This window comes from Kocuria sp. CPCC 205235 (genome assembly GCF_040980905.1).
GTDB lineage: Bacteria > Actinomycetota > Actinomycetes > Actinomycetales > Micrococcaceae > Kocuria > Kocuria carniphila.
The window spans coordinates 11,862-37,226 of the sequence record NZ_JAVKPR010000007.1; the positions used below are offsets into that span (position 1 = coordinate 11,862).

Here is a 25,365-nt window from a genome sequence, read left to right on the forward strand (position 1 = left end):
CGCTTCGGCGCTGGAGATTTCGCCATCAAGAGCCAACGGATGGCCACGAAACTCAGTCAGTGAGCGTGACCAGAACTGCCTGGGGTGGGCAGAAAAGTCGCACGGGAGCGAAGCGGGATTCACCGAGTCCCTGCGAGATGTTCACCGGCATGCCCCGGTGGTTGATCAGGCCCTTGCAGATGGCGGGGTCCAGGTCGCAGTTGCTCACCAGGGCGCGACCTCCGGGGAGGCAGACCTGACCGCCGTGGGTGTGTCCGGCGAAGACGAGATCCGCGCCGTCGGCCACGAACCGGTCCAGGGTGCGCAAGTACGGGGCGTGTGCCACGCCGATACGGAGGGCGGCAGCGTCGTCCTCGAAAGAGGCAGCGGGAAAACCCGGGTGCCGGTCGTAGGCGAGGTGCGGATCGTCCACGCCCGAGAAGTCGAGCACCGTGTCCCGTACGCGCAGCCGATCGTGGCGATTGATGAGCCCGGTCCAGCCGGCGGCGTCGAAGGCGCGGTGCATGTCCTCGGTGGGTAGCCGTGTGTTGTCCACGGGATCCTCGCTGGCCGTGGTCTTCCACAGGTACCTGAACGGATTCTTGAGCTCGGGGGCGAAATAGCAATTGGAGCCGGGCACGTACACGCCCGGGAACTGGAAGAGCGGCTCCAGGATCTCCAGCAGATATGGAAGTGCCCGCATGTGGGAGAGGTTGTCGCCCGTATCGATCACCAGATCCGGGCGGAGGGCCGCCAGCGACTGGACGAAGCGCTTCTTGGCCTCCTGGCCCGGGACCGTGTGCAGGTCGGAGATGTGCAGGATCCGTAGCGGCCTGGACCCCGCGGGCAACGCCCGCAGAGTCTCTTGCCGCAGTTGGAACCTGCGCCGTTCACCAAAGATCCCCCACGCGGCGGTGCCCGCGCCCACGGCACCTACCCCTGCGGTAAGTGTCGCGGCTGCGCGGGCGCCGTTACTCATGGAACTCATTTGTTCGTGGAGAGCACGCGTGACGGCGGATCCGAGAACTCGGACGTGTCGTAGTCGCGGGCCACGTCACGCATGTAGTTCTGCCACTGGGCACCGGCGTAAGTGGAGCCGTCCACCCAGTCCGTGTCCGAGCCGCCCGTGCGGCCACCGATGGACAGACCGTTCAGCGAACGGGAGCCCAGCTCATAGTTACCGACCCACGAGGCGGTGGACAGGCCCTTGGTGTAGCCCATCATCCAGGTCTGGGTGGAGTTGTCGGTGGTGCCGGTCTTGGCGGCGGATGCGCCCGGAAGGTCGATATCACGCTGCCAACCGGAACCGCGGGTCAGAGTCTGGTTCAGGGTGTAGTTCACGCCCTGGGCCACTTCTTCCTTGATCACGCGTTCGCACTTGTCCGCGGGAACGTCATAGGTCTTGCCGGTGAAGTCCTCGACCTTGGTCATAGAGCGGACTTCACACATCACGCCATCGTTGGCGAAGGCCGAGAATGCACGAGCCATGGTCATGGGCGCGATGTCCACCGAACCGCCCAGCAGCGAGGACAGGATGGTCGTGTCCACGGGCTCACCGGTCTTGCCGTCGCGGATGCCCAACTGCTCGGAGATCTCACCGATGTCGCACAGGTCCAGATCGGCAGCCATGGCGAACAGCGCGGAGTTGATCGAGTTGTACAGGCCGTAGTCGACCTGCATCCGACGCTCGTAACCGCGCTCCGCGTTCTGGAACTCGAAACCGTTGCCGTCGTCGCCGGGCTCGTACTTCACGCCGCCGGGCAGGCAGGATGCGCGCCACTTGTAGTCGGCCGGGTAGTGCGTGCGGCTCGCGTCAATGGTGGCCTTCACGCCCTTACCCGCGTTGATCCACTGGGCCAGGGTCAGCGGCTTGTAGGTCGAACCCACCTGGAAGCCACCGGCACCACCCATCGTGGTGTCCACGTTGAAGTTGTAGGTGGTGTTGGAGTCGCCCTCGGCACCGGAGTAGAAGGTGTTCTGTGCCATCGATGCGATGTGACCGTTCTCGGGCTCCAAGGACACCAGGGCAGTGGAGACGTTGTCCGGGTTGTTGTCACGCGGCTGGGTCTTGTTGACCTCGCGCTCGGCGGCGCGCTGCGCGTTCATGTCCAGCGTGGTGTGGATGGTCAGGCCGCCGCGCTGCAGGGTGGCCAGACGCTCGTCCGGGGTGGCACCGAAGGCCTCGGACTGCATGAACTCGTTCTGCACGTAATCGCAGAAGTACGGTGCGGTTTCAGCGGCAGTGCAGCCGGAATTGCTCGTGTGGATGTCCAGATCCAGGGGAGCCGCAACGGCCTGATCGTGTTGCTGCTGCGTAATGGAACCGGTCTGCAGCATGGTGTCGAGCACCAGGTTGCGACGCTGTTCGGAGGCTTCCGGGTTCGCTTGAGGGTTGTAGTAGTTGGGGGACTGGACCATGCCGGCCAGGACTGCCGACTGCTGAATGTCCAACTCGGACGCCGGGATGCCCCAGAAGTACTGGGCTGCGGCCTCGACACCGTAGTTCTGGCCACCGAACAAGACAATGTTGAGGTAGCCCTCCAAGATCTCGTCCTTGGACATCTCCTGTTCCATGGACAGTGCGAGCTTGATCTCCTTGATCTTGTCCACCACGCCCTTGTCGGAACCAATGGTGCTGGCCTGCTCGCCGGCACGGACCTGCTGGTCGATGAGCAGGTTGTTCACGTACTGCTGAGTGATGGTGGAGGCACCCTGACGGGCACTCGGGCGCAAGATGTTGTTGCCCATGGCGCGCACGATACCGCCGGTGTCCACGCCACCGTGCTCATAGAAGTCACGGTCCTCAATGGCCAGGATGGCATCCTGCATGTGCGGGGACATGTCCGCCAGCTCGACCGGTTCACGGTTCTGAGCGAAGAACGTCGCAATTTCGGTTCCGTCGCGAGCGACCACCGTGGAGGAGCGGGACAGCGGACCCATCTCCATCTCATCCGGGAGGGACTTGAACCATCCGATGGAAGCGTTGGAAGCCATGCCAACTGCCGCTGCGGGCGGAACGAGTAACCCTGCTGCCACGATGCCTGCGACGACTGCGGTGGCGAGGAAAGCCACAACGTTGCCGAAGACCGAGGTGGACTCGGAGTCCGAATTCTTGCGTGATGCCATTGCGCCAGTGTACAAGCCAGGACTGGAAGCAAGTGTGCACCAGAGAGCACTGTCACAGTGGTTCGCCAGCAAACTTTGAACGGACATGACCGGAGCCTGGCACTAGGGTGGTGACCATGACCACTTGGGAGTATGCAACCGTTCCGCTCATGATCCACGCTACTAAGCAGATCCTCGACAACTGGGGTGACGACGGCTGGGAGTTGGTGACCGTCCTGCCGGGCACTCAGGCCGCCGATGTTCCCGCCGGTAACGTCAACGCACCGGTCCAGACCAACCCCATCGCGTATTTCAAGCGACCCAAGAACTGATCGACCTGCATCGAAAGGGCCACCCAGAACCATGAGCAGCTCGATTGAAGAACGCATCAAAGAACTAGGACTCACCCTGCCCGAGGTGTCCGCGCCGGTGGCGGCTTACGCTCCCGCCGCGGTCTCGGGCAAGTACGTCTACACCGCGGGTCAACTGCCGTTCGTCGACGGCGCTCTGCCCGCCACGGGCGTGGTGAGCGAGACCGAGGGTGAGAACCACGTCAGCCCGGAACGCGCCAAGAAATTGGCCGCGCGCTCGGCCCTCAATGCCGTGGCGGCCGTCAAGGCCGAGATCGAAGACCTGGACCGCGTGGTCCGAGTTGTGAAGGTCACCGGGTTCGTGGCCTCCGCCCCCGATTTCTACGGTCAGCCCGGCGTGATCGATGGCGCATCCACGCTCCTGGGCGACATCTTCGGAGAAAAGGGTAAGCATGCCCGTTCAGCGGTGGGTGTGAGTGTGCTGCCGCTGAACTCGCCCGTGGAGGTCGAACTGATTGTCGAGTTCAGCTAACACCACGGCTCGCGGGTCGGCCGAACGGTTGTTCCACGTTCCGCAGGCGCATCGGAAGGCCGCGTTGGCCTGGTTGGATCGGGGCGTGGGAATCCACGGTTCGGCCCCCAGGCACGCGTCCTCCGTAGTGGTGGTCCGCGATGGCGACCACGGTGTGGAAGCGCTGATGATGTTCCGCCCGGATCGGCCGTCATTTGGACAGCTTTCCTTCCCCGGCGGGCTCCTGGAACCCAGTGACGACGAACCGCTCATCTGGTCCGGACCTCGCCCCACCGAGTGGGCCAACAAGCTCGGCTCGGATGATATCGGCCTGGCTCGTCGAGCCGTGGTCGCCGCTGCACGGCGGGTGTTCGTGGAAACAGGGTTGCTCTTCGCCGGTTCCGAGGGCGACGGCATAGCCGAGCACGTGGACGGCGCGGACTGGATGCTGGCGCGTCAACAACTCTCGGACCTGGACATCTCTTTCGCCGGGGTCCTGTCCAACAGGGTGTTCGCCTTCAGAACCGAACTGCTGCGTCCGCTTGCTCGCTGGATGACCTCCGACTTCGTCCACCAGCGCGTGGACCTGAGATACTTCGCCGCGGTGCTCCCCGTGGGGCAGCGGTGTTCGCCCCTGAAAACCCGCGCCAGGGACTCATGGTTGGGGTGGGTTGATGCCGCGACCCTGCTTGAGCATCCCCACGACACTGCGGTACCCGCACTCTTTGCGGACCGGAACGCTCAGCACGGAGAATCCGGCCAGGAGTTCAATCTGGGAGAAGTGGCCACCCCGGGTGTCCAGACGATCCTCGGCATGATCGCGCGGGCGAATTCGGCCATTGCTTTCCTCAGCGCCCGCCGGGACATGACCGTTCAAACCCCGTCATTGGATGTTCGAAACGGTGACCCGGTGCTCGTACTGAACAACTGAAAACGCCGCGGCACCCGAGTGGGTGCCGCGGCGTCGTCGGCGGGTCGGCGCGTGACACGCGACCGCCGCGCGGAAGTCTTAGCGCGAACGCTGCTTGAGGCGCTGCAGGTCCAGGATGACCACGGCGCGCGCCTCCAGACGGATCCAACCGCGCTGTACGAACTCGGCCAGGGCCTTGTTCACGGTTTCACGGGAAGCGCCCACGAGCTGAGCCAGCTCTTCCTGGGTGAGCTCGTGAGCCACCAGGATGCCGTCCGTTGCGGGGCGGCCGAAGCGGTCCGCGAGGTCGAGCAGTGCCTTGGCGACGCGGCCCGGAACGTCCGAGAAGACCAGATCGGCCAGGTTCTCGTTGGTGCGGCGTAAGCGGCGGGCCAAAGCCTGCAGCAACTGCGCGGAGACCTCCGGGGAGCGGGTGATGACCTTGCGCAGGTTCTCGTGCTTCAACCCGGCCAAGCGCGTCTCGGACACGGCGGTTGCCGAAGTGGAGCGGGGGCTCGGGTCGAACAAAGCCATCTCCCCGAAAATCTCACCCGGGCCCATGATGGCCACCAGGTTCTCGCGGCCGTCGCTGGCGGTGCGGCCCAGCTTGATCTTGCCGGAAATGATGAAGTAGAGCTGATCTCCGGGATCGCCTTCGTAGAAGAGGGCGGAGCCGCGGGAGAGGTCAACCTCGGTGATCTCCTCGGTCAGCGCGGAAAAAGCTTCATCGTCCAGTGAAGCAAACAGCGGGGCGCGGCGGAGGACGTCGGTATCCAAGGTGGTTCTCCTCAACAGTTGGGGGTGCGCCGACTGAAGGCGCTATTTGTCACCATCGTAACGAGTTTCACACTTCACGGGGCTGACAAGCCCTTGCCCTGAGTGTGAACGCATCGTGTGACGGGTTTATGACGGTCTGTGATCAGCGTAACGCACGGTCCGGTTTCACGGTTTTCTCAGACCCGAGCCCTAAGCTCACTAACTACTTGTCTACCGCCCGCAGCCTGCGGCGCGACCTCGAAGGACGTACATGAACCTGGCACTTAACCTGCTCGACATCATTTTGGTGATGGTGTTGGTGGGCTACCTGATCGCTGGGCTGTCCAGGGGTTTCTTCCGCTCGCTCGCCTCACTGGTGGGCTTTGTGCTCGGCGCTGTGGCCGCGTTCTGGGCGGGGCCATGGATCTCCGCGCAGGTGGGTTCCGAGCTGCGCATCCCCTTTGTTCTCGTCACGGTGCTGGGTCTCCTGGTTCTCGGGCAGATTTTGGGCGGGCTTGTCGGAAACTTTCTGGCACGTCTTACCGAAAAGACAGGTTTGGGTGTGTTGGACCGCATTGGCGGGGGCGTTCTGAACGTTGCCGTTGCGGCCATCGTGCTGGCGCTGCTCGGTTCTCTAGTGGGCCAGTTGGGTATGCCGTCTCTGTCGCAACAGGTGGCGAGTTCTTCCGTGCTGCGCACCATTGAGAAGTACACGCCGGAGCCGGTCCGTGAGGCCATGACCCACACGCGCGACGCCGTGAGTGGTTCCCAGGGCATCCGCCAACTCGATTCTCTGCTGTTCCCCGTTGAGGCGGCCCCCGAACCGGAGCAGACCACCGACTCCAACGCGGTGGAGGCCGCGGGCCAGTCCGTGGTGCAGGTTTACGGCACCGCGGATCAATGCGCACAGAACCAGACCGGTTCAGGGTTCGTGGCCGCGTCCGGACTGGTCGTCACCAATGCCCACGTGGTGGCCGGTGTCGATCAGCCCGTGGTGCAAACCCGCGACGGTCGCGTGTATCAGGCCCACGCCGTGCAGTACGACGACGCTTCGGACCTCGCCGTGCTCTACGCCCCGGATCTGCCGGAGGCACCTTTGCCCATGAGCAATTCGGTGGAGCGAGGCCAACAGGTTTCCTTCGCTGGGTACCCGCTGGGCGGTCCGTACACGGTGCGCCCGGCAACGATCCAGGGTGAGGCGTTCGCCCCGGTCCAGAACGTGACCACCGGTGACACTCTCTCGCGCAGCATCATCCAGATCGCGGGTCGTGTGGAACAGGGCAACTCCGGCGGACCCATGTTGGACGCCAACGGCAACGTGGTGGGCGTGATCTTCGCCAAGGCGGTGGAGGGCGAGGCCGGCTACGCGATTCCCATGGAGCAGGTCACCACCATTCTGGAAGCCGCGGCAGGGTCGACCGCCCCGATTGCCACCGGCGAGTGCGTGATGTCCTGATCAGGCGAACCAGCCGTTGACCGTTTCAGGATTACGTTCCATCCAGTCCCGAGCCGCTTGCAACGGATCCTTGCCGTCCAGGTTCACGGCGCGATCCATTTCATTGACAGCCTCTAGCGGGTAATTGATCCGGGCCACCACGCGGCGAGTTTCCTCCGGAAGGTTGTCCCAGCTCTGGCGGTATGCCAAGAGCGACGCACGATCGGGTGCGGGGAACGCCCCGAGCGGATCGGCCAGCGGGCGCAGCTCGTACACGTCATTGAGGTACTGCGGCTGCCACAGTGGAGTGGCGAACCAGTCCCCTGCCTTCATGCGCTGGTTGACGGTGTCGATGATGGCTTGCAGGTCACCGATCTCCTGATGCCAGCCGAGCGCGGCCAAACCGTAGGACTCGATGAGCTTCTCGGAGCGCATGGTCAACCCCGCGCCGGGAGTGGTGCCCTGGACCGTGAGCGTGGTCATCCGTTCGGCCACCCCGGGCTTGGCCAGGTCCGCGAGCGAGAAGACCAGATCCTCTGGGATGTAAGCCGGAACGGCCCAGTAGAACATGCAGCCCTCGTAGAGCACGGCGGCTTCGACCGCATTGTCCTTGACCTGTTCCCAGTAGACCTCGTGCCCGCCGGGCAGCCAGGCGTCCGCGAACAGATCCATCTCACCGGCGGCCAGTTGCGGATACATCTCCGGGTGCGGTCCTTCGACCACGTCCACGGTGTGGCCCAGTCGCACCAAGACCTCCTCCACCACGGCGGCCGCTACCTGGTGGAAGGATTCGTCGATGCGTCCGTAGACCAGACGAGCGTTCGAAGACTGTTCAGCGGTGGTCATGGAGAGGGTCCTAACTGGTCGACGTGGACGAAGTCTTGTGAAGTTCGTTGGCCACGACCTGCACGCCCAGCTCGTACCCGAGCACACCGGCACCGGCGATGACGGCCGTGGCCTGCGGGGACACGAAGGAGACGTGGCGGAATGATTCGCGCTGGTGCACATTGGAAATGTGGACTTCCACAATCGGGATTTCGCACATCTCCAGGGCGTCATGCACGGCGATCGAGTAGTGGGTGAGGGCCGCGGGATTGATCACGATTCCACACGCATCGGTGCGCGCCCGCTGGATCCATTCCACGATCTGGCCTTCGTAATTGGACTGTTCGAAGATCACGTCCAGTCCGTACGCGGAAGCCTTCGCGCGCACGTTGGCTTCAACGTCCGCGAGGGTGGTGTGGCCGTAGATCTCGGGCTTGCGCGTTCCGAGGGTGTTCAGGTTGGGGCCGTTCAACACGAAGATCGGGAGCTCGCTCATGCTCCCATTCAACACGACTTCAACGCGACGACGCCGCTCGGCGACCGTTTCGGACGAAAGGTCACCGAGCGGCGTCGGCGGTGGGTGAAGGCGATCGGCTACTTGGTGCCGAGCGAATCCACGATCTGCTGCATGACCGTCTGGTCCGCGAGCGTGGACACGTCGCCCACGGGACGATCCTCGGCCACGTCCTTGAGGAGGCGGCGCATGATCTTGCCGGAGCGGGTCTTGGGCAGCTCGGGGACGATCAGGACTTTCTTGGGCTTGGCAATCGGGGAGATCTCCTTGCCCACGTGAGCGCGGATCTCTTCGGAGAGTTCAGCCTGGTCGCGGCCTTCGGAGGTCGCCTGGTCCGAGAGGATGACGAACGCGAACACTGCCTGACCGGTGGTCTCGTCCGCGGCACCCACCACTGCGGCCTCGGCCACGGACGGGTGGGACACCAGAGCGGACTCGATCTCCGGGGTGGAGAGACGGTGGCCGGACACGTTCATGACGTCGTCCACGCGACCCAGGATCCAAACGTCGCCGTCGGCGTCGCGCTTGGCGCCGTCACCGGCAAAGTACTTGTCGCCGAACTGGGCCCAGTAGGTGTTGACGAAGCGATCGTCGTCACCCCAGATAGTGCGCAGCATGGACGGCCACGGCTTGCGGACGACCAGGAAACCGTCGGTCTCGTTGGGCAGGGAGTTGCCGGCGTCGTCCACGACGTCCACGGCGATACCCGGCAGCGGGATCTGTGCCGAACCCGGCTTGGCCTCGGTCACGCCCGGCAGCGGGGAGATCATGATGGCGCCGGTCTCGGTCTGCCACCAGGTGTCCACGATGGGGCACTTGCTGCCACCGATGTGCTTGTGGAACCAGGTCCACGCCTCCGGGTTGATGGCCTCGCCCACGGTGCCCAGCAGGCGCAGGGTGCTGAGGTCGAATTCGGCGGGGATGTCCTCGCCCCACTTCATCATGGTGCGGATGGCGGTGGGGGAGGTGTAGAGGATGCTCACGCCGTACTTCTGCACGATCTCCCAGAAGCGGCCGCGGTGCGGGGAATCCGGGGTGCCTTCGTAGATCACCTGGGTGGCGCCGTTGAGCAGCGGACCGTAGGCGATGTAGGTGTGGCCGGTGACCCACCCGACGTCCGCGGTGCACCAGTACACGTCCGTCTCGGGCTTGAGGTCGAAGACGTTCTTGTGAGTGAAGGCAGCCTGGGTCAGGTAACCGCCGGTGGTGTGCAGGATGCCCTTGGGCTTACCGGTGGTGCCGGAGGTGTAAAGGATGAACAAGGGATCTTCAGCACCCTGCTCGGAAGGGGTGTGCTCGGTGCTCGCGGCTTCGAGAGCTTCGTGCCACCACACGTCACGGCCGTCCTCGAAGGGAACGTCGCTGCCGTTGCGCTTGACCACGAGCACGTGCTTGACGGTCTTGCCGCCCTTGGAGAGGGCCTCGTCCACGGCGGGCTTGAGCTGGGTGGGCTTGCCGCGACGGTAGGAACCATCCGCGGTGACCACGAGCTTGGCCTCGCCGTCGTCGATGCGGGAACGCAGGGCGTCTGCGGAGAAGCCGCCGAAGACCACGGAGTGGATGGCACCGATACGGGCGCAGGCCAGCATGGTGATGACGGCTTCCGCGATCATGGGCATGTACACGGCCACCCGGTCACCCTTGGACACGCCCAACGTTTCCATGGCGTTGGCGGCCTTGGAGACCTCGTCCTTGAGCTCCGAGTAGGTGTAGGACTTGCTGTCCCCGGGCTCGCCCTCGAAGTGCAGGGCCACGCGATCACCGTTGCCGGCCTCCACGTGACGGTCCACGGCGTTGTAGGCGGCGTTGAGCTTGCCGTCCTCGAACCACTTGGCGAACGGCGGGTTGGACCAGTCCAGGACCGAGTTGAACGGGGTGGACCAGCTCAGCAGATCGCGGGCCTGGTTCGCCCAGAACTCCTCACCCTGATCCTCGGCCTGCTGGTACAGCTCTGCGGTGGCGTTCGCCTGCGCGGCAAATTCCTGGCTGGGCGCGTACGTGCGCTGTTCCGATGCGTTTGAGTCCTGAGACATGGCGCTCCTTCGTGTGTCGCTACATGGCCATTGGCCGCGCAAGTACTCCCTGCGTGGCGCAGTTCACATTTGATCCCAGCGTAGTGGACTTCTCGTTGCCATACCCAACCGAACCGCGGGCGTGAAAAATCAAGTCGTGCTGTGACATCCCGGGCCTCGAAACGCGTTTGACCCGGGGTGCCCGGCCCAGCATGATCGAGACTATGGACAACCCCGTAGCTGCCGAGCACATCCGCCACGTCACGCCGGATGAGGCAGCCAAGGCGGCAGCGCGGCGTCGTCGGGCCGGGGAGGAAAGCTCACTCTCCGTGACCCGCCGCGCGCGGAAGATCCAGCGGATTCTCGCCGAAACCTACCCGTACGCCGTGGCCGAATTGGATTTCGACGACGCCTGGCAACTTCTCGTGGCCACGGTGCTGTCCGCGCAGACCACCGACGTGCGCGTGAACTCGGTGACGCCCATCCTGTTCGCGACCTACCCCGGCCCGCAGGAACTAGCCGAGGCCGAACCGGAATCCGTACAGGAGATCGTGCGGCCGCTGGGCTTCTACCGATCCAAGGCACGATCAATCCAAGCGCTCGCCAATCGCGTGGTGGACGAATACAACGGCGAGGTGCCGGGGAAACTCAAGGATCTGATCACACTGCCGGGGGTGGGGCGCAAGACCGCGAACGTGGTGCTCGGCAACGCGTTCGGGGTCCCGGGCGTCACTGTGGACACGCACTTCGGGCGGCTTGCCCGTCGGCTCGGGTGGACCACCCAGGAGGACCCGGTCAAGGTGGAAAAGGACGTCACCGCCCTGTTTCCGCCCAAGGTTTGGACGGAGCTGTCCCACGAGCTGATCTACCATGGCCGCCGCATCTGCCATTCGCGGAAGCCCGCTTGCGGAGTGTGCCCGATCGCGGATTTGTGCCCCTCCTACGGAGAGGGCCCCACCGATCCGCAGGTGGCGCGCAAGCTACTCGCCTATGAATTGAAACCCGGCCGCGAAGAACTGCTGGACCGGTACATGAACGGTGCCACGCGGCGAGAGCTGCGGGCCGAGGGGCACACGCTCAGCGCGTGAGTCGTGAAAGGACACCCATGAAACCTACGTCGCCCGGAACCGTTCACGCCCGCGAACAATTGTTGAAGTTGGCCCAAGAGGGGCACACGGTCTACATGGAGGACCGCGAGCCGTGGCGGATTGGAGAGCTTGCCGAGGACTACCGGCAGTCTGCCGTGCTGATCCTGTTCGGTGCGCTGGACCAAGTGCCCTCGGAATACGAGGAGCACGGTGAGGGGCCGGGGCGCGACTTGGACGTGTTGCTCGTCCAACGCTCGGCGAACCTGCGCTCGCACCCCGGTCAGGTGGCGTTCCCAGGCGGTCGCCTGGATCCACCGGACGGTGAGTTGGGTGAACTGATGACCGTTCCCGGTGGCGAGGTGAGCGCTCCGCACGTGCGCGGTGCGCTGCGGGAGGCCCATGAGGAAACGGGACTGGACCCGGACGGCGTGGAGGTGCTCGGAACCTTGCACCCTGTTCCACTGCCCATCAGTAATCACATGGTTACACCCGTCATCGGGTGGTGGCAGAGCCAGTCCGAGGTGGATGTGGTCGACCATGCCGAGTCCTCGCTGGTGTTCCGGGTTCCGGTGCTGGATCTGATCAACCCCGCGCACCGTTACTACGCGACTGTGACCCGAGGGAATCAGACCTATAAATCTCCGGCCTTTGACGTGCGGGTCAACGAGACCGGCGAAACCGTCACCGTGTGGGGGTTCACCGGCATTGTGATCGATCGGATCTTGGAATGGCTTGATTGGTCGGTCGAATGGGACCACAACGACAAGCGTCCGGCTCCGCTGTAAACCCGTGACGACCTGCCCGGGAAGGCTCAGCAAGTAGCGGGCAGGAGCATGTTTGCTCTGGTCGCGGTCTACTTTGCGTCCGCGTAACTGGTGACCACGCTCGTGGCCACCGGAACTTCCACCGGTACACGGCCGAACACGGTGCGCACCGCCTGATCGGCGGCGTCCAGAACCACTTGCTTGACCTGTTCGGCTTGTTCTTGAGCGCAGTGAACCATGACCTCGTCATGCAGGAAGAAGACGAGGTGCGCGTCCAACCCTTGCCGGTGCAAGCCCTGGCGGATGTGTCCGAGCCAGGCCAACGCCCACTCGGCAGCTGATCCCTGCACCACGAAGTTCCGGGAGAACCGGCCATGGGTCCGCGCCGCTTGGGTCGCGCGGCGCTCACCGGCGGCGGTTTCCGTGGCACGTTGGATCTCGAACCACTCTGGTTCCGGAAGTGGCGACCAACGCCCGAGATAGGTGCAGACCTGTTCTCCGCGTTCACCCACGCGGGCAGCGTGTTCCACATAGCCCACGGCCCGCGGGAACATGCGGGTGAGGTGCGGTATGAAACGGCCGGCCGCTCCCTGGGTTGCTCCGTACATGGCACCGAGTAGTGCGACCTTGGCGTGGGGCCGTTCCTTCAACTCTGAGCCGCGCTCCTGTCCCTGTTGGGCGATGGATTCGTACAGATCTCGATCCCTGGAGGCCTGAGCCAGGGCATCATCGCGGGCCAGGATGGCCAGTACGCGGGGTTCCAGTTGGGCGGCGTCGGCAACGACCAGGGTGCGACCGGGATCCGCGCGCACCGCATCGCGAATGAACTTGGGGATCTGCAACGCTCCGCCGCCGCGTGCGGCCCAGCGGCCGGTGACCACGCCGCCGACCACGTATTCGGGGTGGAAGCGGCCGTTGGTGACCCACGTGTCGAGCCAGTGCCAGCCGGTTGCAGAGAAAATGCGCGACAGTTTCTTGTACTCGAGGACGGGGGCCACGATCTCTTGTCTGCGAGGATCCGGTTGCCCTGCCACCACGGTCCACTCCTTGATCACCCAGGCACGTGTGGAATCGATGTCCACACCGGCGGTGCGCAGCGCCTTGAGGAGCTCGGGAGGAGAATCGGGATTGAGCGTGGGGGCAGCCAGGACTCGGCGAATCTCCTCGGCCAGCTTCTGCATGCGGATGGGGCGTTCGCCCTCTTTCGGGCGGGGGCCCATGGCGTCGGTGAGAATCTGTTCGTGGATTCCTGGATTCCACGGGATTCCCTGGTGACGCATGGTGGCTGCCACCAGCGCACCCTGCGATTCGAGACCCAGCAGCATCTCCAACCGTTTGGGGTTGCGTGCCGTGCTCACGGCGCGGATCTGTTCGGCCAGTTCTGCGACCAAGTCATCCAGGCCGGGACCGCGGTCCGTGGCCATGGCGAACAGCGAGGTTTGTGAGTCCTCCACCGGACGAGGACGTGGACCGGGAACATGTCGGGGGTCTGCCGGTTCGATGACTGGGGTGTACTGCATAGGCCGTGACTCGCCGGAATCGGGGTCCGGTGCTCCGGACCCCGGAGCGTCAGACGCGGTGGCCAGGATCGTTGCGCACAGTCCCAAGTCCCGGCATTTGGTGGCCCACACATCTGCTTCGCACAGGAGCGCGGCGGGCACGGACGTATCCATCCAGGTCCAGACGGGCGGCTGCACGCCTGCTTCCAACGCGGCGGCTTCGCGTGTGGAGACTATGCCAGGGAATTCCTGGTCCGTGACCGTCAGTGGTTGCCCCGCCCGCTGACCGTTGGCCGTGACCACCTGCAGGGTCCAGCCTCCGGCCCCGGTTTCCGCGGGAGCCACCACTATGTGCATGCGCTCATTATCGCGTGGGGCACTGACATGCTCCGGGCGGGCTCAGCGCTCCGCAATGAGTTCGAGTTCGAAGCCGTCCGAAACGCACACACTTTTTCAGTCCGGCGCCGCCACGTCCAGCAGTTCCGCGACCTTTCGAACCGTGCGCATGTTCCGGGCGGTGATGGTCATGTCCGGCAGTTGTTTACCGAGAGCGACCGGCAGTTTGGAAGCATGGATTCCCTTGTCACTGCCGTACCAAATATAGATTTCCGATCCGTCAACCACGATGCGTTCGTCGTCGTGGATCGGTAGCGCGGCCAGATCCAGCTCGGGGACGGGACGGTCGCAGAAGTGCACTTGATACAGCTTGTCGTCGGTGGCGATGTCGCGCAGCGGATCTGCGGCCAGCACCGCCGACAGTTCTTCGAACGTCCGGTGAACGACCGGGCTCAGGACACCGAATTCCGATTCGATGGCCGCTGACAACGTTTTGGCGAACTCCGCGGGGTCGCCTTGACGAACACAGATTAGGTTGCCGCTCTGCAGGTAAGTCTTCACCTCTTGAGCGCCGAGCTGTTCCGTGAGGAGGGCACGCAGCTCTGCCATGGGAACCCTGTTGTTGGCTCCCACATTGATGCCACGCAAGAAGAAAGCCGTTGGTCGGTTCATGGTCAGATCCTACGACCCAGGTGCCCTCCGCTTCTTGTCTCCGACCGGTGAGGTGGCCCGGTCCAACACGGATTTCACCGCGCCGTGGATGGGCGGATAGATCACACCCAGCGTCTCCGGTTTCAAGGGTTTGGAGAGCACCGCCCGCTGATGAGTGAACGTGTCGCGTGACCATTTACCGTGGTAGGTCCCCTGGCCACTGGCACCCTTACCGCCGAAGGGCAGATAAGGACTACCCACATGAGCGACCGGGATCCCGATGCTGACTCCACCGGAGGGCACCTCGTCCATGATGTAGTCGCGAACGGACTTGTCCGTGGCGAAGATGTACAGGGCCAAGGGAGCGTCCCGTGTGAGCATTCGCTGCACGGCTTCCTGAGGACCGCGCACCGGCAGGATGGGCAGGACCGGGCCGAAGATTTCCTCGCTCATCACGGGATCGGATTCGGCCACGGGGTACAGGACGGTGGGCGCGATATAGCGATCCTCCCGATCCACGTCACCGCCGCACACGATCTGCTCCGAACCCTTGGCCGGGAGCATGGCACTCACGCGATCCACCGCGCCGGTGTGGATCATGCGCCCATAGTCTTCCGATTCCTGCGGCCGAGCTCCGAAACTCTCGCGCACGGCTCGCGCGAGTTCCTCCGCCAATGACGCCGCAATGTCCTGGTAAGCATAGATGTGATCCGGTGCCACACACGTCTGGCCGGCATTGACGAACTTGCCCCACACGATCCGGCGTGCGGCCGCATGAAGGTCGACATCGTTGTGCACGTATGTGGGGGACTTCCCACCCAGCTCCAGGGTCACGGGAACGAGATGGCGAGCTGCGCGTTCGGCCACCGCGGTGCCCGTGGCGGTGGAACCCGTGAAGAACACGTGATCGGGGCGGGCATCGATGAGGGCAGTGGCGGCGTCGGCCTGGCCGGTGACTACGGCGACGGCTTCTTGGTCGAAGTAGCGCGGGACCAGCTCGGCAAAGAGCTGTTCGACGGCCGAACTGATCTCACTGGGCTTGATGACCACGCAGTTACCCCCGGCCAGCGCGCCCATGAGCGGAGAAAACTGCAATTGCAGCGGGTAGTTCCACGGCGAGATGATCACCACGACACCCAGCGGGTCGTACCGCACCCACGAACGGGCGGGAAAAAACTGCAACGGCGTGCGAACCGGCTGGTCCTTGTGCCATTTCTTGAGATTGCGACGTGTGTGTTTGAGCTCGGTGATCACCGGATAGATCTCGGTCATTGTGGCCTCGAACGGAGATTTCCCCAGGTCTTCGCCCAGCGCCCTTTGCCACTGCTCCTTGTGATTGAGCAGCATCGCTTCGAGCGCGTTGAGCTGTCCCCTGCGCCATTCCACAGAGCGGGTCCGCCCGGTACGGAAGGTGCTTCGGAGCCTGGCCACAACGTCAGCGTTCATGGATTCAGGTTACGGGTGGCTCCTGACATGCACAGCAGAACACCGGTTGTGGGGAGCGCGGATGCCGCGTGACACAGTAGAAAGATGTCCGACCAGATTCCCGATGATCACGACATCCCCTGGGCCATGCAATTGGCGGTCTACAGGGATCGGCAGTCTCCTGCGCGGCAGGTGGACGTGGCCGAGACCGCCGCGCGCGCCGTCGTCGCCCTGCTTGCGGACCCGCGATCCGCACCTGACGGCCCCTGGTACCCGGCCGTGAAGCACTGGCGCGACGCGCGTATCCGCAAACTGGTGCGCCGCGCGGACGGCAAACGCTGGACCGACGTTCAGGAACTCGACGGCGTGACGGTCACCCAGGCAGGTAGCGGGGAATTCGGCGACGCCGCCGTGCGCGCCTTTGTGCCCGGCCCGGTCAAACCGCTGCCCAAGGAACTGAACAAACTTCAGGTTTCGGGCACAACTTTTCCCGACGACGGCGCTTCAAACGTTACTGACGCGAAGGTCACCGTTGAGGTGCGGCCGGGGCTCGAGATGACCAGTGGCAAGCTTGCGGCCCAGTGCGCCCACGCCGCGCAATTGGCATGGGAGGCCATGTCCGAAGCCGAGCGGGAACAGTGGCGGGCGGACGACTTCAGGGTGCGGGTCGATGAACCGCGTGAGGCGGAGTGGGCAGCTGCCACTCGGCCGGTTGCCGTGGTGGACGCCGGGCTCACCGAACTCGACGGGCCCACCGAGACGACTCGTGCGTGGTGGTAGTGGGACATCAACCGGAACGTTTTCGTGAGCGGGCTACTGTGGCTCGGCGGATTGAAGCCTGACTCCTACGTGATCCCCGGCAGGAGTAATCCACCAGGCCAGCCCAGATCCCAGGACACGAGGATACCGCGCGTCATCCAGGTGGAGGGCAGTGTCTTCGTCCACGGCGACGGCGGATGACACGCCACCGGACGCCACCACCGCAATCGCCCGAGTCAGCGTGCCCGCCTGCGAGGCGTGAACGTCAACGGTCCACGGCACGATACCGATCCCCGCTTGCACGGTGAGGGCCTCCAGATCTTCTGAACATTCGGATGCGCACACCTCAATGCCGTCCATCGTGTATCCGCCGAGAATTGCGTACTCCGCGGCAATCATCGCCCCCGCAGAGAAACCGAGGTAGGGCGCACCCTTGCCGACCAGGTCACGCAGCTGTGGCATCGAAGCCGCGAGCGCAGAGTGATAATCGGGGGTTCGTCCACCGCCCACGATGATCGCGTTGAATCGTTGCAGGTCGCCGACGTCGCCGCTGAGCGGGAGGAGATCGATCCGGTCACGCACGGCGTGAAGGAGTTCGAGGTACGGGCCAGCGCTGTGCTCAGTGGTGACGGCATCACCGGTCAGGAACAAGCCGATGCGGCCGGAGCCGAGGGCGAGGCACTTCTCGAGAAAGGGAGCCACACAGCCTGGACTCGTGGAATCGGGACCCCCACCGACGAGTGTGATGTTCATGGTGCAAGTCTGACTCGTTGACGTCCCCCTGGCGAGGGTGCACTCGCGGTGACGTAACTGCACAGGCCTGATGACTGCCGTGGAGGGTTGGTCCTGACTCCACAATCGGGACCCAAGGTGGTCCTCAAAGCGGGTGATTCGACGACCGTAAGGGCATGACCCCTCCAGCGCACAGGTCCCCGAACACGGCGGTGATTCCGCGGACGCGCAGAGCCCAGCGCACCGACCCTGACCGTGCGACCGTCGATCGACGTAGCCGCGACTTACTGGCAGCAGCCTTGACCAGAACGGTCCATCTTCTGAGCACTGATCCGCAGCTCATCGAATCCGTAGAAGCCGTGTGCGTGAGCTGTCGCGTGGAACTGACGGTCACCGACAGCCTCGCCGACACGAAGGGCGCGGACACCTTGCTGGTCGATGCGGCGTCGGAGGTCGAACGCGTTCCCAACGGAGCGATCATCGTCGCCTTGGCTTCCCACCAGTCAGCGTGGGAACTCGCGGCCCGCAGCGCGGCGAGCGCCGTCGTCGTGCTCCCCGACGCCGCCGAATGGCTGGCCGAGATGCTCGCGCGCTCCGAACACGAAACAGGCGCGATCGAGCTCGGACGTGTCCTCGGCGTGGTGGGTGCAACGGGTGGTGTGGGCGCTTCGACGCTTGCGTGCTGGCTCGCCCAAGAATTCTCGGAGACCGGTGCGCCCACCGCGGTGGTCGATGCCGACCCCGGTGCAGCGGGCCTGGACTTGGTGCTCGGAACGGAATCCGAGGACGGCCTGCGCTGGCCCGAGTTGCACCAGTTCTCGGGTGCTGTGGCGGCGGATCAGTTGTGGGCGGCCATGCCGAGCGCGGGATCTCTGCGTTACCTCTCCTGGGACCGCCAGGGCACGCACGCCTCCAGTGTTCCGGTGGGCACCGTGATCCACGCGCTGAGAAGCGCGGCGACCTATCTGGTCGTTGACCTGAATGCGGACCGCCTCGAGGAGCAGGCTCAGTGGTGCTCAACGGTGCTAGTGCTCACTCCGCGCACCGTCAGGGGAGTTCTGGCGGCGACACTGGCAGTCCAGCGCTGCGGCGAGATCCCAGTGATGACCGTCCTGACCGGGCTCAACGTGGCGGACGTGGATGCAGCCATCGTGGAATCGGCAACCGGAGTCGGTTGTGCCGGCTCCCTCACATTCGACCCACGCCTCCCTCAAGAGCTCGACAACGGTGCCGTGTTGCAGCGGGGCAAACGCGCGAAACATGCGAAAGCCGTCCGTGCCATAGCCCAGCAGGTGGAGGCGCGGTCATGAGCGGCACGGAACTCGACACTCAGTTCACGGAAGACGTCCGCAATCGTTTACTGCAGGAAGGTGGTGCCCTCACTGACGCCCGGATTGCCCGCGCCATCCAGGACACCGGCCGCGTGCTCGGAGCGGTGGGATCTATCCGGGCGGTACAGCACATCAAAGCCGAGCTCACGGGACTCGGTCCGCTCGAACCGCTCCTGCCCACCGAAGGGCTCAGCGACGTGTATGTCAACGGGCACGAGAACGTGTTCGTGGAGACCCTCGGCGGCGTGACCCGGGTGCCATCTCCTTTCGCGAATGAGGCAGATGTTCGCGCGCTCGCGGTGCGTCTCATCACGGCGGCCGGTCGTCGGCTCGACGACGCCAACCCATGCGTTGACGTGCAGACTGCCACTGGACTACGTGTCCACGCCGTGATCCCACCGGTGTCCACGAGCGGCACGTTGCTGTCCATCAGGTTTCAGGCTCCTCAGCGGTTGTCCCTGACCGACTTGGTGTCCTCGGGATCCATCCACCCGTTCATGGCGGACGTGCTGTGTACGGCCATCTCCGCAGGGGCCAACTTGATGATCAGCGGGGCCACGGGGTCCGGGAAAACCACCGTCCTATCCGCGCTGTTGTCGCAGTGCGATCCGTCCGAGCGTCTGGTACTCATCGAGGACGCAGCCGAACTGAACCCGGAGCATCCTCACGTGGTGGGGATGCAGGCCCGGCACGACAATGTGGAGGGCAGCGGCGCCGTGGACCTGGCAGCGCTGGTGCGCCAAGCCCTGCGGATGCGCCCGGATCGTCTGGTGGTCGGGGAGTGCCGCGGGGCCGAAGTCCGTGAGCTCCTCACGGCGTTGAACACCGGACACGCCGGCGCCGGAACCGTGCACGCGAACTCTGCGCAAGCTGTTCCCGCCCGCTTGGCGGCGCTGGGCTCGCTCGCCGGGATGAGCCGCGAGTCCGTCGAGTTGCAGGCTGCCAGCGCCCTTGACTTGATCGCCCACGTGAGCAGGGGAGTGGACGGCAGACGCTTGGAGACCCTGTGCACGCTCGAGCTGTCAGGCGGTCAACTCATCACCCTGGCGGCGTTGAGCTGCGATGGTGGAGAACCGGTCAAGGGCCCGGGATGGCCACGTGTGGCGGAACTGTTGTCACGCCCCGCAGCTCGCGCGAGCGCATCTGACTCTGCATTTGTCGGCGCAGCACACCCGCAGGGTGCGTCATGATCCTCGCCCTGTCCGTGGGAAGTCTCATCGCCGCGGCGGGCCTGATGTGGGCCGGGGGAGCGGGTAGCCGCGCCCTCGTCGTCCACAGCGTCGGGGTCGCACGGAGCCATGACCCAGAACGCCAACGGACTTCGCTGGCCACGGTGTCCTTCGCATCCCGCCACTGGCGACGGGACCGCGCGGCGGAAGCGGCCCAATGGGTCACTCTGATCCGACGGCTGGCGGCTCTGCTCAACGCCGGTCGCAGTCCGTCCCTCGTATTCGGCCAGGCCTCCCGGGCCACGAGCCAGAGCCCCGCCAACCCCACAGCCGCCTGGATCGAACGTTTGTGCCGCGACGTACATGCGGCGTCGGAGCTGGGTGTCCCAGCCTCCGTAACCCTGGGCCGGATCGCGCAATCCACTCCGGACGTGTCTGACCACGAACTCGCTCGCTGGGCCCGCTCCGTCAGCGTGCAGCTAGCCGCGTGTTGGGAGATCTCGGAACGCTCCGGAGCATCTCTGTCGAAGACCCTGAACGGCTTGGCTGATTCTGTCGAATCACAGATCGATGCCCAGGCCGCTCGCGACAGCGCGCTCGCCGGTCCCCGAGCCACGGTGCGTGTCCTTGCGTGGCTGCCGGTCCTCGCACTCGGTCTCGGAATGCTCATGGGGACCGACCCGATCACCACCCTGATCACCACACCGTGGGGCCGAATCGCACTTATTGCGGGAGCTGTCCTCACGGTGGCCGGTCGGTTGTGGACCCGCCAGCTCATGCGGCACGCCGAGGGGGTGGACGGACCATGACCATTGCCCTGGCCACTGGACTCTTAGTAGCCGTAGCGTTTTTCGTCTGGTCATCGCCGCGCGCGGTCGCGTTGTCCTCAACGGGTCCCGCTGGCTCGATCTCAGCGCCGACCGACGACGCCGCTCTGTTGGCTTCGCACGGCAGCTCGCCCGGGTTACCCGCCGCCACACTCGTCGAGCTGACAGCAACTCAGCTTGACGCTGGACTACCTCTCGCGGAGGCAGTCTCCGTGCTGGCCCACAGCACTGCCGGGACCGGTCATCCCGAGCTTCAAAGGGTTGCCGCAGCACTTCGACTGGGTCTGGACTGGGACACCGCGTGGTCATCGGCCAACGAGTCACCCAGAGCGTTACTGGACTACCGCGATGCGCTCGAATTCACGGCGACGTCCGGGGCGGCGTCGGCGACGGTCTTGCGGGGGCAAGCCGAGCAAGTAAGGCGAGCCCAGTTCCGTCGAGCGGAACGTGCCGCAGAAGCGCTATCAGTTCGACTGGTGCTGCCGCTCGGACTGTGTTGTCTACCCGCCTTCATGTGCTGGGGCGTGCTGCCCGTGCTCATGAGTTTGCTGCCCAAGGTGTTCGCCTCATGATCCGCGGCCGAGCGCCGCCCGCGGGCCGCGACATCAACCCCAGATCCCCGCTCGAATCACCCACCACACAGGAGAACACCATGTCCCACACCACCGTCACCATCGTCCCCGCAGCTCCGCAGGTCATCCAGCCCGATGCCGTGCTGGAAGCCCACAGCACCGAACTCGTTCTTGGCTCGGATCACCCGGATCTCGGCGCATCCACCGCGGAATACGCAGTGATCGTCCTGGCAGCCGCCGCGTTCGGCGGCGTCATGGCCGCAGTGCTGTCCTCTGACTCCGTATCGGGTCTGCTGCTGGGCATCATCCAGAAGGCTCTGTCGGTGTAATCCGATGGGAGCAACACCGTTGGGTGCGCCTCGATGGTGAGGCGTGCCCAACGGACCCACCTGAGTTCTCGGAAAGGCACCGACGTGAGAACAGAGCAACCTTGGACCTCTTTTTCCACCGCTGGCTCACGGTCAGGCAGAGAGTCCAAAGACCCCTGCGATAGGGGTGCCGTCACCGTGGAAACCGCGGTCATCATGCCCGCTCTGGTGTTATTGCTTGCGGTCATGCTGGCCGCGGCGGCAGCCGGGATGACACTGGTCCGTTTCGAAGAAGCGGCTCGAGCGTCTGCCAGGGCCGCTGCTCGAGGGGAAACCGTGGCCGTCGCCCAAGAGCGAGCACGAGAGATCGCAGGGGATGATTCCACGGTGACCGTTGCCGCCGGCTCCGACCGGGTCAACGTGACGGTCAGCGGACCGGCACCGGGGATCCTGGGCCAGTGGAGTAGCTGGACACTTCAAGCTGATGCCATGGCCGTGACCGAAGGAGCGAGGAACGCAGATGTGGGCCCGTAGTGTTCCGGAAGCGGACAGGTGTCGTTCGGTCTGGTCGAGTCCGCATCGGGATCGCCAGACGGCCGCACGTGGGAGTTCCAAGAGTCGGAACCACCCCGATGAAGGGTCAGGAACTGTCCACGGCATGACCATCGCCGTGCTCATGTGTGCGCTGCTGATCGTGATCCTGTTGCTCGGGCAGGCGGGCATCTCGATGCACCGGGCCGCCAAAGCCGCAGACCTCGCCGCGCTCGCTGCAGCCGACACGGCCCGGGGCTTAGCGAGCGGCGTGCCTTGCGACGTGGCCCGGGCCGTAGCCCAGGAGAACGGCGCGGTCATGGATCACTGCGACCTGGTGAGTCCCGAACAAACCACCGTGGATGTCCGCACGAGCATCGCGCTGTTCGGCCCATTGGAACCGCTGGGCCCGGCCATTGGAATATCACGGGCCGGACCGCCGCCGGGAGAGCCGTGATGCAGTTCGATATCGGTGAGGTGAGTTATCCGTACGCCCTCGGAGACTGCTTAGCGCTCATTCCGCTGATGTGGCAGCCGGAGCGAACCGCAGCAACCCGTTCAGCAGCTTGAGCGCGTCGGCTTTATCCAGCGGATTGTTGCGGTTTCCGCACTTGGGAGATTGCACGCAGGACGGGCAGCCGGTCTCGCATTCGCACGCGGCAATGGCATCACGGGTGGCGGTGATCCAGCGGTGAAACATGTCGTAACCGCGCTCGGCGAAACCAGCACCGCCGGGGTGGCCGTCGTGCACGAAAATGGTGGGGAGCTCGGTGTCAGCATGCAAGGCGGTCGACAGCCCACCCACATCCCAGCGGTCACACGATGCCAACAACGGGAGCAGCCCGATCATGGCGTGCTCGGCCGCGTGCAGGGAGCCGGGGATGTCCGGTTCCTCGATTCCCATGGCGGCCAATTGAGGCTGGTCCACGGTGAACCACGTGGCTGTAGTGGTCAATTGGCGCGGGGGTAACTCCAACGGTTCTTCGCCTACCACTTCGTTGGAGGCGGTGAGTTTGCGCTGGAAACTGATCACCTGGGTTGTCACGTCCACGCTGCCGCGGTGAATGGTGATGGGACCCCAGCGTTGGGTGTCAGCCACGGAACGCACTCGAACTTCCGTCACATCGCGGGCCACAGTATAGAAATCCGGGAACGCGTGCCGCACGGAGGCCACGCTGAGTTCCTCGTCCAAATCCTCGACCAGGTACGTACGGCCCTGATGCACGTACACGGCTCCGGGATGTGCTTGGTAGTGGGACTGCGGAGCACCCATGGTTCCCAGCACCGCGCCGGTCTCGGATTCGATGATCTGCACGGGCCCGCCGTCCCCGGAACGGATGGACACCATGTCCGCGGGCCGTTCGGAACGCGTCCAGAACCAGCCGCTCGGGCGCCGTCGTAAGTGGCCGGCGGCCTCAAGGGATTGCACCACATCGTGGGCGGTGGGCCCGAACAACTCGAGTTCAGTGGTCCGGATGGGGAGCTCGGCCGCCGCGGCGCACAGGTGCGGTGCGAGCACGTACGGATTGGACGCCTCGAACACCGTGGCCTCCACGGGCACGTCAAAAATCGCCTCGGGGTGGTTCACCAGGTAGGTATCGAGCGGATCGTCTCCGGCGATCAACGTGGCCAGTGCATGTTGACCAGCACGCCCCGCGCGGCCGATCTGCTGAGTGAACGAGGCTCGGGTGCCGGGCCACCCGGCGACCAGGACGGCGTCGAGCCCGGCGATGTCGATTCCCAGCTCGAGCGCAGAAGTGCTTGCAACCCCCAATAGGCGACCGTCGCGCAGGGCCTGTTCCAGTTCCCGACGTTCCTCCGGGAGGAAACCCGCCCGATACGCCGCGACTCGGTGCGCCAGCGACGGGTCAACCTCTTCGAGTTGCCGGTGCGCGATCTGAGAAATCGTCTCGGCACCCCGGCGCGACCGAATGAACGCAATCGTGCGGATCTGCTGCAGCACCAAATCAGTGAGCATGTCCGCTGACTCGGCGGTCACCGTGCGTCGTGAGGGCGCGTTGTTATCGGACCCTCCCGGCGACTGCTCCGGCTCCCACAACACCACGGTGCGCGAACCATGCGGCGAGGTATCGCGCTCCACGGCCGTCACCTCGTCAGGTGAGGCACCGATTAATCGCGCAAACGATTCCTGCGGTGATGCACTGGTCGCGGAGGCCCCCACAAAGACCGGGTCCGCCCCGTAATGAGCGGCAATCCGCTTGAGGCGCTTCATGAGCACGGCCACGTGCGAACCAAATACGCCCCGATAGGAATGAGCCTCATCGATGATCACAAAGCGCAGCCGCCGGAAGAATCGCGACCAGCCCGTGTGATTGGGCAGGATGCCGTGGTGGAGCATGTCCGGGTTGCACAGGATCACGTCCGCGTGGTCGCGAATCCAGCGGCGCTCGCCGGTGTCGGTGTCACCGTCGTAGGTGGCCGCGCGCACGTCGTCGAAACCCAGCGACCGAAGGGACATCAATTGATCCGCCGCAAGTGCCTTGGTGGGCGACAAGTACAGCGCCGTGGCTTCCTCGGGGTGGTGTAACAGTCCAGGTCGGGAGGCGATGGCAAGTTTCCCACGATGAACGGCGTTGAGCACCAGCGACTGATACACCAGTGACTTGCCGGAGGCCGTTCCGGTGGCCACGATCGCGTGCCGAGGCGCCGTCATCGCCGCGACTTGATGAGCGAACGGTTCACGAATCCCCAGCCGCTCGTACGCCCGGCGGACGGCCGGGTGGATCCACTCGGGCCACGGTGCATATTCGGCCTCGCGCGCGGGTAGTTCGCGGACATGACGAACCTGCTCGGGCTGCGGTCCGCGGCCGAGCAAATTGACCATGTCCTGGGAAGAACTCACCGTCCTATTCTTCCGTACGCAGCAACACGCATAAGCCGCCCGAAATAGTCGTCTCGCTTCCCCCGGCCATCGACGGCGTCACACGGAAACGTCCCCGACTTATAACGATCCCGTCTTGCAACGACGCCGCCGCGACCAGCCCCCGTGCCGCT

Annotated in this window: 25 protein-coding genes; 14 read left to right on the forward strand and 11 right to left on the reverse strand. The window is 64.7% G+C overall.

The genetic code is table 11. The annotated features are described in order from the left end of the window. Nucleotides 1-52: 52 nt before the first annotated feature. Nucleotides 53-967 carry a metallophosphoesterase gene (locus RF638_RS06805; protein ID WP_368841638.1) on the reverse strand — a complete coding sequence of 305 codons (915 nt, stop codon included), beginning with the start codon at nt 965-967 and terminating at the stop codon, nt 53-55. Further along, nucleotides 964-3,105, reverse strand: coding sequence for a transglycosylase domain-containing protein (locus RF638_RS06810; protein WP_129699602.1), 2,142 nt, complete (start codon nt 3,103-3,105; stop codon nt 964-966). Before RF638_RS06810 ends, RF638_RS06805 begins: the two co-directional genes overlap by 4 nt. Nucleotides 3,106-3,221: 116 nt before the next feature. Between RF638_RS06810 and RF638_RS06815 the strand changes: the two genes are divergently transcribed. From RF638_RS06815 to RF638_RS06825, 3 genes are read left to right on the forward strand one after another with little or no spacing between them, the layout of a single operon-like run. Further along, nucleotides 3,222-3,416, forward strand: a complete 195-nt coding sequence (locus RF638_RS06815) for a hypothetical protein (RefSeq protein WP_095796646.1) — start codon at nt 3,222-3,224, stop codon at nt 3,414-3,416. 31 nt (nt 3,417-3,447) lie between these two features. Next, the gene (locus RF638_RS06820; RefSeq protein WP_368841639.1) at nt 3,448-3,927 is read left to right on the forward strand and encodes a RidA family protein; all 480 of its coding nucleotides are present in this window, start codon (nt 3,448-3,450) and stop codon (nt 3,925-3,927) included. Next, nucleotides 3,911-4,837 carry a hypothetical protein gene (locus RF638_RS06825; RefSeq protein ID WP_238663007.1) on the forward strand — a complete coding sequence of 309 codons (927 nt, stop codon included), beginning with the start codon at nt 3,911-3,913 and terminating at the stop codon, nt 4,835-4,837. The genes RF638_RS06820 and RF638_RS06825 overlap by 17 nt, the downstream gene beginning before the upstream one ends. A 78-nt stretch (nt 4,838-4,915) precedes the next feature. On the opposite strand, the gene RF638_RS06830 is transcribed toward RF638_RS06825, so the two are convergent. Then, nucleotides 4,916-5,593: a Crp/Fnr family transcriptional regulator gene (locus RF638_RS06830; RefSeq protein ID WP_016996325.1), complete on the reverse strand. Its 678-nt coding sequence runs from the start codon at nt 5,591-5,593 to the stop codon at nt 4,916-4,918. 250 nt (nt 5,594-5,843) lie between these two features. Here RF638_RS06830 and RF638_RS06835 point away from each other — a divergent pair, with 250 nt between their 5' ends. Then, on the forward strand, nt 5,844-7,028 hold the full coding sequence (locus tag RF638_RS06835; RefSeq protein WP_095796438.1) for a MarP family serine protease: 1,185 nt from the start codon (nt 5,844-5,846) through the stop codon (nt 7,026-7,028). On the opposite strand, the gene RF638_RS06840 is transcribed toward RF638_RS06835, so the two are convergent. From RF638_RS06840 to acs, 3 genes are all read right to left on the reverse strand, one after another. Beyond that, nucleotides 7,029-7,853 carry a glycine betaine ABC transporter substrate-binding protein gene (locus RF638_RS06840; RefSeq protein ID WP_368841640.1) on the reverse strand — a complete coding sequence of 275 codons (825 nt, stop codon included), beginning with the start codon at nt 7,851-7,853 and terminating at the stop codon, nt 7,029-7,031. It lies immediately after the preceding gene. Nucleotides 7,854-7,863: 10 nt separating this feature from the next. Next, a complete protein-coding gene (gene aroQ / locus RF638_RS06845; RefSeq protein WP_368841641.1) occupies nt 7,864-8,328 on the reverse strand; it encodes a type II 3-dehydroquinate dehydratase in 465 nt (154 codons plus the stop codon). Nucleotides 8,329-8,426: 98 nt separating this feature from the next. Further along, nucleotides 8,427-10,379, reverse strand: coding sequence for an acetate--CoA ligase (gene acs / locus RF638_RS06850; RefSeq protein ID WP_368841642.1), 1,953 nt, complete (start codon nt 10,377-10,379; stop codon nt 8,427-8,429). Nucleotides 10,380-10,582: 203 nt separating this feature from the next. Here acs and nth point away from each other — a divergent pair, with 203 nt between their 5' ends. Together nth and RF638_RS06860 are read left to right on the forward strand one after the other, a co-directional pair. Further along, nucleotides 10,583-11,446 (forward strand): endonuclease III, encoded by an 864-nt coding sequence (gene nth, locus RF638_RS06855; RefSeq protein ID WP_095796442.1) that lies wholly within the window; start codon nt 10,583-10,585, stop codon nt 11,444-11,446. A gap of 17 nt (nt 11,447-11,463) precedes the next feature. Further along, entirely contained in the window at nt 11,464-12,231 is a 768-nt protein-coding gene (locus RF638_RS06860) for a CoA pyrophosphatase (RefSeq protein ID WP_095796443.1), read from the forward strand. 68 nt (nt 12,232-12,299) lie between these two features. On the opposite strand, the gene RF638_RS06865 is transcribed toward RF638_RS06860, so the two are convergent. The 3 genes from RF638_RS06865 to RF638_RS06875 all read right to left on the reverse strand — a co-directional run bounded on the left by RF638_RS06865 (nt 12,300) and on the right by RF638_RS06875 (nt 16,142). Then, the gene (locus tag RF638_RS06865; protein ID WP_368841643.1) at nt 12,300-14,066 is read right to left on the reverse strand and encodes a bifunctional 3'-5' exonuclease/DNA polymerase; all 1,767 of its coding nucleotides are present in this window, start codon (nt 14,064-14,066) and stop codon (nt 12,300-12,302) included. A gap of 96 nt (nt 14,067-14,162) precedes the next feature. Further along, nucleotides 14,163-14,717, reverse strand: coding sequence for a DUF1697 domain-containing protein (locus RF638_RS06870; protein ID WP_129699605.1), 555 nt, complete (start codon nt 14,715-14,717; stop codon nt 14,163-14,165). A gap of 9 nt (nt 14,718-14,726) precedes the next feature. After that, nucleotides 14,727-16,142, reverse strand: coding sequence for an aldehyde dehydrogenase family protein (locus RF638_RS06875; RefSeq protein WP_129699606.1), 1,416 nt, complete (start codon nt 16,140-16,142; stop codon nt 14,727-14,729). Nucleotides 16,143-16,226: 84 nt separating this feature from the next. Between RF638_RS06875 and RF638_RS06880 the strand changes: the two genes are divergently transcribed. Further along, on the forward strand, nt 16,227-16,901 hold the full coding sequence (locus tag RF638_RS06880) for a peptidyl-tRNA hydrolase (protein WP_368841644.1): 675 nt from the start codon (nt 16,227-16,229) through the stop codon (nt 16,899-16,901). A 33-nt stretch (nt 16,902-16,934) separates the two neighbouring features. On the opposite strand, the gene RF638_RS06885 is transcribed toward RF638_RS06880, so the two are convergent. After that, entirely contained in the window at nt 16,935-17,633 is a 699-nt protein-coding gene (locus RF638_RS06885) for a Type 1 glutamine amidotransferase-like domain-containing protein (RefSeq protein ID WP_095796447.1), read from the reverse strand. A 155-nt stretch (nt 17,634-17,788) separates the two neighbouring features. Here RF638_RS06885 and ssd point away from each other — a divergent pair, with 155 nt between their 5' ends. The 7 genes from ssd to RF638_RS06920 all read left to right on the forward strand — a co-directional run bounded on the left by ssd (nt 17,789) and on the right by RF638_RS06920 (nt 22,807). Continuing rightward, on the forward strand, nt 17,789-18,922 hold the full coding sequence (gene ssd, locus RF638_RS06890; protein WP_368629473.1) for a septum site-determining protein Ssd: 1,134 nt from the start codon (nt 17,789-17,791) through the stop codon (nt 18,920-18,922). Next, nucleotides 18,919-20,133: a TadA family conjugal transfer-associated ATPase gene (locus tag RF638_RS06895; protein ID WP_315277789.1), complete on the forward strand. Its 1,215-nt coding sequence runs from the start codon at nt 18,919-18,921 to the stop codon at nt 20,131-20,133. Before ssd ends, RF638_RS06895 begins: the two co-directional genes overlap by 4 nt. Next, nucleotides 20,130-20,921, forward strand: a complete 792-nt coding sequence (locus tag RF638_RS06900; RefSeq protein ID WP_315277791.1) for a type II secretion system F family protein — start codon at nt 20,130-20,132, stop codon at nt 20,919-20,921. Before RF638_RS06895 ends, RF638_RS06900 begins: the two co-directional genes overlap by 4 nt. Beyond that, on the forward strand, nt 20,918-21,511 hold the full coding sequence (locus RF638_RS06905) for a type II secretion system F family protein (protein ID WP_095796450.1): 594 nt from the start codon (nt 20,918-20,920) through the stop codon (nt 21,509-21,511). Before RF638_RS06900 ends, RF638_RS06905 begins: the two co-directional genes overlap by 4 nt. 80 nt (nt 21,512-21,591) lie before the next feature. Then, entirely contained in the window at nt 21,592-21,840 is a 249-nt protein-coding gene (locus RF638_RS06910; protein ID WP_254049227.1) for a DUF4244 domain-containing protein, read from the forward strand. Nucleotides 21,841-22,017: 177 nt separating this feature from the next. After that, a complete protein-coding gene (locus RF638_RS06915) occupies nt 22,018-22,353 on the forward strand; it encodes a TadE family type IV pilus minor pilin (RefSeq protein ID WP_238663010.1) in 336 nt (111 codons plus the stop codon). Next, complete coding sequence (locus tag RF638_RS06920; RefSeq protein ID WP_256382219.1) at nt 22,340-22,807, forward strand: Rv3654c family TadE-like protein; 468 nt, start codon at nt 22,340-22,342, stop codon at nt 22,805-22,807. The genes RF638_RS06915 and RF638_RS06920 overlap by 14 nt, the downstream gene beginning before the upstream one ends. Nucleotides 22,808-22,864: 57 nt before the next feature. On the opposite strand, the gene RF638_RS06925 is transcribed toward RF638_RS06920, so the two are convergent. Then, complete coding sequence (locus RF638_RS06925; RefSeq protein ID WP_368841645.1) at nt 22,865-25,213, reverse strand: DEAD/DEAH box helicase; 2,349 nt, start codon at nt 25,211-25,213, stop codon at nt 22,865-22,867. Nucleotides 25,214-25,365: the final 152 nt, after the last annotated feature.

What these genes read in the sequence shown, in the direction of transcription:
- RF638_RS06805 (WP_368841638.1), bottom strand. Translation starts at nt 967, where the DNA reads ATGAGTTCCATGAGTAACGGCGCCCGCGCAGCCGCGACACTTACCGCA.
- RF638_RS06810 (WP_129699602.1), bottom strand. Translation starts at nt 3,105, where the DNA reads ATGGCATCACGCAAGAATTCGGACTCCGAGTCCACCTCGGTCTTCGGC.
- RF638_RS06815 (WP_095796646.1), top strand. Translation starts at nt 3,222, where the DNA reads ATGACCACTTGGGAGTATGCAACCGTTCCGCTCATGATCCACGCTACT.
- RF638_RS06820 (WP_368841639.1), top strand. Translation starts at nt 3,448, where the DNA reads ATGAGCAGCTCGATTGAAGAACGCATCAAAGAACTAGGACTCACCCTG.
- RF638_RS06835 (WP_095796438.1), top strand. Translation starts at nt 5,844, where the DNA reads ATGAACCTGGCACTTAACCTGCTCGACATCATTTTGGTGATGGTGTTG.
- RF638_RS06840 (WP_368841640.1), bottom strand. Translation starts at nt 7,853, where the DNA reads ATGACCACCGCTGAACAGTCTTCGAACGCTCGTCTGGTCTACGGACGC.
- aroQ (WP_368841641.1), bottom strand. Translation starts at nt 8,328, where the DNA reads ATGAGCGAGCTCCCGATCTTCGTGTTGAACGGCCCCAACCTGAACACC.
- acs (WP_368841642.1), bottom strand. Translation starts at nt 10,379, where the DNA reads ATGTCTCAGGACTCAAACGCATCGGAACAGCGCACGTACGCGCCCAGC.
- nth (WP_095796442.1), top strand. Translation starts at nt 10,583, where the DNA reads ATGGACAACCCCGTAGCTGCCGAGCACATCCGCCACGTCACGCCGGAT.
- RF638_RS06860 (WP_095796443.1), top strand. Translation starts at nt 11,464, where the DNA reads ATGAAACCTACGTCGCCCGGAACCGTTCACGCCCGCGAACAATTGTTG.
- RF638_RS06865 (WP_368841643.1), bottom strand. Translation starts at nt 14,066, where the DNA reads ATGCACATAGTGGTGGCTCCCGCGGAAACCGGGGCCGGAGGCTGGACC.
- RF638_RS06870 (WP_129699605.1), bottom strand. Translation starts at nt 14,717, where the DNA reads ATGAACCGACCAACGGCTTTCTTCTTGCGTGGCATCAATGTGGGAGCC.
- RF638_RS06875 (WP_129699606.1), bottom strand. Translation starts at nt 16,142, where the DNA reads ATGAACGCTGACGTTGTGGCCAGGCTCCGAAGCACCTTCCGTACCGGG.
- RF638_RS06880 (WP_368841644.1), top strand. Translation starts at nt 16,227, where the DNA reads ATGTCCGACCAGATTCCCGATGATCACGACATCCCCTGGGCCATGCAA.
- RF638_RS06885 (WP_095796447.1), bottom strand. Translation starts at nt 17,633, where the DNA reads ATGAACATCACACTCGTCGGTGGGGGTCCCGATTCCACGAGTCCAGGC.
- ssd (WP_368629473.1), top strand. Translation starts at nt 17,789, where the DNA reads ATGACCCCTCCAGCGCACAGGTCCCCGAACACGGCGGTGATTCCGCGG.
- RF638_RS06895 (WP_315277789.1), top strand. Translation starts at nt 18,919, where the DNA reads ATGAGCGGCACGGAACTCGACACTCAGTTCACGGAAGACGTCCGCAAT.
- RF638_RS06900 (WP_315277791.1), top strand. Translation starts at nt 20,130, where the DNA reads ATGATCCTCGCCCTGTCCGTGGGAAGTCTCATCGCCGCGGCGGGCCTG.
- RF638_RS06905 (WP_095796450.1), top strand. Translation starts at nt 20,918, where the DNA reads ATGACCATTGCCCTGGCCACTGGACTCTTAGTAGCCGTAGCGTTTTTC.
- RF638_RS06910 (WP_254049227.1), top strand. Translation starts at nt 21,592, where the DNA reads ATGTCCCACACCACCGTCACCATCGTCCCCGCAGCTCCGCAGGTCATC.
- RF638_RS06920 (WP_256382219.1), top strand. Translation starts at nt 22,340, where the DNA reads ATGTGGGCCCGTAGTGTTCCGGAAGCGGACAGGTGTCGTTCGGTCTGG.